8 protein-coding genes are annotated in these 5,831 nt (G+C 43.4%); 2 read left to right on the top strand and 6 right to left on the bottom strand.

Annotated elements, in window-relative coordinates:
* Both rph and H6S82_RS15220 read right to left on the bottom strand, forming a co-directional pair.
* A partial coding sequence (gene rph, locus H6S82_RS15225; protein WP_191056376.1) for a ribonuclease PH occupies positions 1-616 on the bottom strand: 616 nt, incomplete at its 3' end.
* A 562-nt stretch (positions 617-1,178) separates the two neighbouring features.
* Positions 1,179-1,739 (bottom strand): nucleoside monophosphate kinase, encoded by a 561-nt coding sequence (locus H6S82_RS15220; protein WP_190467378.1) that lies wholly within the window; start codon positions 1,737-1,739, stop codon positions 1,179-1,181.
* Positions 1,740-2,048: 309 nt separating this feature from the next.
* Here H6S82_RS15220 and H6S82_RS15215 point away from each other — a divergent pair, with 309 nt between their 5' ends.
* Both H6S82_RS15215 and dcd read left to right on the top strand, forming a co-directional pair.
* The gene (locus H6S82_RS15215; RefSeq protein WP_190467383.1) at positions 2,049-2,585 is read left to right on the top strand and encodes a P-loop NTPase family protein; all 537 of its coding nucleotides are present in this window, start codon (positions 2,049-2,051) and stop codon (positions 2,583-2,585) included.
* Between the two features lie 85 nt (positions 2,586-2,670).
* Positions 2,671-3,240: a dCTP deaminase gene (gene dcd, locus H6S82_RS15210; RefSeq protein WP_199315389.1), complete on the top strand. Its 570-nt coding sequence runs from the start codon at positions 2,671-2,673 to the stop codon at positions 3,238-3,240.
* A 172-nt stretch (positions 3,241-3,412) separates the two neighbouring features.
* Here dcd and thyX read toward each other — a convergent pair whose 3' ends face one another.
* From thyX to sfsA, 4 genes are all read right to left on the bottom strand, one after another.
* The gene (gene thyX, locus H6S82_RS15205; RefSeq protein WP_190467389.1) at positions 3,413-4,135 is read right to left on the bottom strand and encodes an FAD-dependent thymidylate synthase; all 723 of its coding nucleotides are present in this window, start codon (positions 4,133-4,135) and stop codon (positions 3,413-3,415) included.
* Between the two features lie 99 nt (positions 4,136-4,234).
* Positions 4,235-4,858, bottom strand: a complete 624-nt coding sequence (tmk, locus tag H6S82_RS15200) for a dTMP kinase (protein ID WP_190467392.1) — start codon at positions 4,856-4,858, stop codon at positions 4,235-4,237.
* A 32-nt stretch (positions 4,859-4,890) separates the two neighbouring features.
* Positions 4,891-5,352, bottom strand: a complete 462-nt coding sequence (locus H6S82_RS15195) for an anti-sigma regulatory factor (RefSeq protein WP_242056961.1) — start codon at positions 5,350-5,352, stop codon at positions 4,891-4,893.
* A gap of 33 nt (positions 5,353-5,385) precedes the next feature.
* Positions 5,386-5,831: DNA/RNA nuclease SfsA (gene sfsA / locus H6S82_RS15190; protein WP_191056375.1), on the bottom strand; the 446-nt coding region annotated here is incomplete at its 5' end.

Below are 5,831 nucleotides of genomic sequence, written 5' to 3'. Positions count from 1 at the left end.
CTGCGGTTCCTTGAATTTCGATGATGCCGAGATTTTCATCCATAACAATGTTAAAATCTACCTCGGCGGCGACATCTTCCGGATAGTTTAAATCCAAAAAAGGCTCACCTTGCAACAGTCCTACGGAAATAGCGGCCACTTGCTGACGAATCGGAGATACAGCCAGCTTACCCTGCTGCATCAACTTTTCCACAGCATCAGCCAACGCGACAAATCCTCCAGTAATGGCGGTAGTGCGCGTCCCCGCATCTGCCTGGATCGCATCGGCATCCACAATAATAGTGCGTTCCCCCAGCGCGTGCAAATCGACAGCCGCTCTTAAACTGCGACCGATCAGTCGCTGAATTTCCTGAGTGCGTCCGGATAACTTCAGAAATTCTCGTTCTTGACGTTGGGGAGTAGCGCCCGGTAGCATTCGATATTCAGCCGTCAGCCATCCCTTGCCAGTGCCCTCTAAAAATCTGGGGACACCTTCTTGAACAGTCACATTACAAAGAACTTGAGTATCGCCGCAATGGGTAAGAACAGACCCCGGTGCAAAGCGAGTAAAATTGCGCTCAAATCTAATGGGACGCAGTTGATCTGATTGTCTTCCATCAGGACGGTGCCAGGACATTGTGTTTGCTTGAAATCCTTAATTAGGATACAGCTTTTGGAGATGTCTAATCATTATTTTTTTAGTTGCGATCTTCACAATTATATTTAAATTTCCAAACAATATTTAAATATAATGTTCCAAATATCACTCCGTATAAACCGTCCTCGCCCCTAGCTTGTCCGCGATCGGATAGCGAAAAGCTACTTAAATCTTATTGTCAGGACTTACGTCAAGTCTGTATAGAGGTAAGCTATTTCTGGGAATAGGTTTACTTCTACTGCCAAAAATATAAATTTGCCAATCCCTGACTGACTATTATTGGCATCCCTGCCATAAGTTCTTTGTCCATAAAATTATGTTGCCGATCCAAATGCTATTCCGGCTTCGTAGTGCTTTAGAAAAGCCCAAGCGATCGGAAATGTTTTTAGTAGCAAAATAATGCTAATCAGGAATTTAAAATATTGTCAGGTGGTATAGTGCCAAACAAATTATATTTTTGTTTCACCTGCCAGATTTTGAATTCTGAGCAAAACAAATAGTTTTAACCCGGTAACACCTACTCTAGAGGTGGCCGGTTTTATTATTTACACAGATGATTTAATTGCTGCAAAATTTGCTCTTGCACTTGTTGTGGCGGTTGATGACCATTAATGCTTAAAAGTTTCTGACGACGTGCGTAATAATCGAGAATCAGGCCAGTGCGCTCTTGGAATAATTCTATCCGACGCTGAATAATGTCGGGCAGATCGTCGGTGCGCGATCGGTCCAGAGATCGACTCATCAACACCGATTCTGGCACATCCAGCCAAATTGCCCAATCCAAACGCTGTCCCATCTCATCCAACAAAAAATCTAATTCCTCAGCTTGGAAAGCAGTGCGGGGATAGCCATCAAGTACCCAACCGTTGGCGACATCGAACATCAGCAACCGCAGACGCATAAACTCAATCATCGTCGGGTCGGGTACTAACTCGCCCTTTTCCACAAAAGGTTGCGCCTTGATACCCAACTCTGTCCGGGCGGCGATTCCTGCTCGCAGTATATCACCAGTGGAGATCGCAGGGACATTCAAATGACTTGAGAGTCGTTGTGCCTGAGTTCCCTTACCGGCACCTGCACCTCCTAAAATTACCAGTCTCACAGCATCCTACTCCCCTAGAAAGTGGAATCTCAAATCAACTCAAGCTTATCATCAAACTTGTGAAGCCCAAACAAACCCGATTTCTTGGCAAAATCACCAGTTTAACTGGTTAACATCCGCCAAGAAACCTCGTTTCGACACCCACAGTGCCTAAGTTCCGAGTCAAATCTGGCTATTGACGTATCTATATATATAGTGTTTTACTAAGTAAACTAATCTAAAATTACACTAGATATTGTCAAGCAAACCGCCCAGCAGCACTACTAAACCATGCTGTCAAGCGCTTTGTTACCCATCAATTGTTGACCTATGGTAGCCCAGCTAGAAACCCCAACTCTTCATACTGACCCTCGCCTATTCCCCGTAGTGGAAGGATTGGTGCAAGTGTTCACCTCCTCTCACCGCACCTTTTTTACCAGCGTCATGGCGCAAGCGCTGAGAATTGCCGGACAGGGAACTCCCGTTTTGGTGGTGCAATTTCTCAAAGGGGGAATCAATCAAGGACACGAACGACCGGTGCGATTGGGAGAGTATTTAGATTGGATTCGCTGCGACTTGCCTCGCTGTATCGATACGCCACATCTGGACGATGGGGAGATGCGATCGCTCCATCAATTATGGCAATATACCCAAAAAGTTATCTTTGAAGGCAAGTATTCTCTGGTAGTTCTGGATGAATTGAGCCTAGCGATTAATTTTGACTTAATTTCAGAGTCGGAGGTACTCGCTGCGATCGAAAGACGCCCCAGTCACGTAGATATCGTTTTGACCGGCCAGGAAATGCCAGAAGCGATTTTGGAACTCGCAGATCAAGTTACCGAGATTCGCCGCAGCCACAGACCTTAAAAAATGTCTCAGTTTGCGGTATGCTAATATCCCTATTGGAATTACCTGTCAAACTGTGATTAAGAACGATATCTGGATTACTGAAATGGCTCAAAAGGGAATGATTTCCCCCTTTGAGCCAAAATTAATCCGAGAAGTAGAAGGAAACTCAGCTTTACCGTTACGTCCTGTCATCAGCTACGGTCTTTCTTCTTATGGCTACGACATACGTCTCTCTCCTGTAGAATTTCGCATTTTTCGCCATATTCCTGGCACAGTAGTCGATCCAAAAAACTTTAATTCTCAAAATCTAGAGCGAACGCAACTTCACACAGATGCCAGCGGTAGTTACTTTATTTTACCTGCACATTCCTATGGTCTTGGAGTTGCCTTAGAAAAGCTAGAAGTTCCAGAAAATATTACTGTTATTTGCATAGGAAAAAGTACTTACGCACGTTGTGGAATTATCGCAAATTTAACTCCGGCTGAAGCAGCATGGCGGGGTCATTTGACTTTGGAATTTTCTAACTCCTCCAGTGCTGATTGCCGAATTTATGCTAATGAAGGTGTGGTGCAATTGCTATTTTTGGCAGGAGAACCATGCGCGATTAGTTATGATACTCGTCAGGGTAAATATCAGGATCAAGCAGAGGTGGTAACTCTCGCTAGAGTTTGATTTTTAAATAAACGACGTTTGAGTTAAATTGAGTAGGATGCGTCAGAGCGATAAGATTAATTATTTTTCCCAAAATGCTGCTATCTGACGCACCCTACAGCTGGAAAACAACCTCAAAATTAATAACTAACAGCTTGAGTTATTACTATTATTCCTAATTTCATTGGTATCTTCAAGGTGCTAACCTGGCTTTACCAAGGCGATTAATTTCGTACCACTCTGCAATTGCTGGCACCCAATCTTGAAAGTGTGGCCACATCAGTTCGCATAGTTTTTGAATTTCCAATTGTGCATTTTTCTTATTTCTCAAGTCGCAAAAATGCAGAAAAGACCTTAAATTAAAGCTGACCACAAAATGCTGGCGGTAATCAAAAGGTAACTTACCTCTGGCGTGTTCCTCAGACATCCCTGCCTCAACATCAGCTTTGTATCGCCTTGCTGCTTCGATGCACCATTTTAAATCTGCTTGCCGTTGCTCTAATGAATAATAGTATTTTTTACCTTGACGGTCAGTGTAATCACCCACTGGACGAAGATAGAAAACTTCTTCTATATCTTTCTTGCCTTCTGCTACATCAATAAATTGATTGCCTGTATACCGAAATGACTGCACATCAAAGGATACCCCAACACGATGAGTCCGCGCTTGCTGCATTACGCTATGAGGAAAATAACCGCAATTAAACACAATCTGGGGATGCTCTAATGGGCCATAATGTCCCCTTTCACCCGCTAAAAGGCGCTTGACAATAATCTCACCGCAGCTTGACTCTGAAGGCCACGAGTCGCGCTCGTCAAACACAAAAGCCTCTGTATAATCTTGGTGGAGAGCGGCATAGACTACCTGCTGAGGATTTGGTGTTTTGGCAATAACTTCTACTCGAAATCGATCCATTAGACTTTTACAATTTGTTGACTGCGCTCAGAGTGTTTGCAGCACTAATGAGCATTTATGATTGTCTCAGAAAACGGTAACTTCTAACAACTCCAAATTCTAATCAAAATTTTCCTCAATGAACGTTACTATTTTTTCTCGAACAGTCTCTTTATCCTGGGTGCCATCAACTTGGAATACTAAACCATCATAGTTGCTAAATATCTCTTGATAATTCTTTCTCACTTTAGCGAGTTTTTCTTGATTTTCGTATATTTCTTTGACCGATCGATCTCCGATCCTCGTCACCCCCAACTCGGCGGGTATATCAATATACACTACTAAATCCGGATTGGGAAATTTTTGATTTAACCTGCTGATAAATTCCCTATCCTCTGGCGTATGCCAATTATATGCTAAAGAAGAAAAATAATATCTAGTACCGATAACTGTTAAATTATCCTTAAGTAACTTATACACCCCGTCCACTTCATTGTATAGGTGATCGTGGCGATCGGCTGCAAATAAATAAGCCATTTGTTCGTCAAACTTCTGGGTATCGTTAACAAACAATACCCTTTTCTTCATGGCCTGCCGAATCAAATTGCCGATCGGCCCATTCGACGGCTCGCAAGTTAACACCGCCCCTCGACCTTTAGCTGTAAAATAATCCTTCAGCAGAGCAGCTTGGGTCGAAGTGCCAGAGCCATCGATGCCTTCAAAAACGATAAACAAATTTTTCATTTTCTGTAGCCTTGCACCTTTAAAATGCTATCCTAATCCTTTTGTTTGATCAGGATTAGGCAATTCCGGCTATCCGCACATCTTTCATAACTCACCCGATCGGTAAGGCGTCGCATCAAAAACCAACCATAGCCGCCTTCTTGTAGTTTACCCGGTTCCGGCTCCGGTAACGTATCCGGATTAAACGGTTTACCTTTATCCCAAATGCGGATTTCCAGGCGATCTTCCCATATACTCAGCTCAATGTCGATCGGCGTTTCTGGCGGCAAATTCTTGTGCGCGTGGCGAACGGCGTTAGTAAATCCTTCGTCAAAAGCTAATTTGATGCCATCATATTCTTTGCCCAACCAGGCAAGCTTAGACTTATTCTGGAAGCAGAATCTGTCAAACCATTGGAGAACTTGGTTGAGGATGGTTAAATCGCTCTTAACGGTCAAATTGCCTTTTTGTAACATTCCTTCGCATTTCCACCATTTCATTGAAGTAAGAAGCATATTAAATCCCTAAATTTCAAACTTTGCCTTGAACTATGTATTAATCTTTAATAGTGGCATAGAAGGAAGAAAATCTGCCAACCCCAAATAACGAATACCATCCGGCTTAGTTTCAAAACGACAGGGCAAAACTTCCACTCCTCGTGCCACTGCTTCTCTTAACAGTTTGCCATAAACAGTGTCGGCAGAATCTCCAGGCGCAAAGTGAGTGCAGTCACCGCGATTGATAAAATAGAGCATCACCGCTCGCGCTTCGGGTAGTAGCCGCATCAGTTCTCGCAAGTGCTTCTGTCCCCGCGTCGTTTCCGTATCGGGAAATAGCGCCAGTCTCTCTTTTGCCCAAGTAGTATTTTTTACTTCCAAATATATAGGTCGTTCCAAATCAGTTCCCGTCAACAAAAAATCCACACGACTGCTTTTATCCAAACCGTAAGGCACTTCACCTCGAATCTGGCTGTAATTTCCCAGTTGCGGAATTA

The sequence above is a fragment of the Planktothrix sp. FACHB-1355 genome, assembly GCF_014748295.1.
Taxonomy (GTDB): domain Bacteria; phylum Cyanobacteriota; class Cyanobacteriia; order Cyanobacteriales; family Aerosakkonemataceae; genus Aerosakkonema; species Aerosakkonema funiforme_A.
This window is presented reverse-complemented; position numbering and strand designations above follow the sequence as displayed.

Excerpts from the sequence above, each read along its gene's own strand:
- thyX (WP_190467389.1), bottom strand. The coding sequence starts at position 4,135 with ATGGATCGATTTCGAGTAGAAGTTATTGCCAAAACACCAAATCCTCAG.
- tmk (WP_190467392.1), bottom strand. The coding sequence starts at position 4,858 with ATGAAAAATTTGTTTATCGTTTTTGAAGGCATCGATGGCTCTGGCACT.
- H6S82_RS15215 (WP_190467383.1), top strand. The coding sequence starts at position 2,049 with ATGGTAGCCCAGCTAGAAACCCCAACTCTTCATACTGACCCTCGCCTA.
- H6S82_RS15195 (WP_242056961.1), bottom strand. The coding sequence starts at position 5,352 with ATGCTTCTTACTTCAATGAAATGGTGGAAATGCGAAGGAATGTTACAA.
- dcd (WP_199315389.1), top strand. The coding sequence starts at position 2,671 with ATGGCTCAAAAGGGAATGATTTCCCCCTTTGAGCCAAAATTAATCCGA.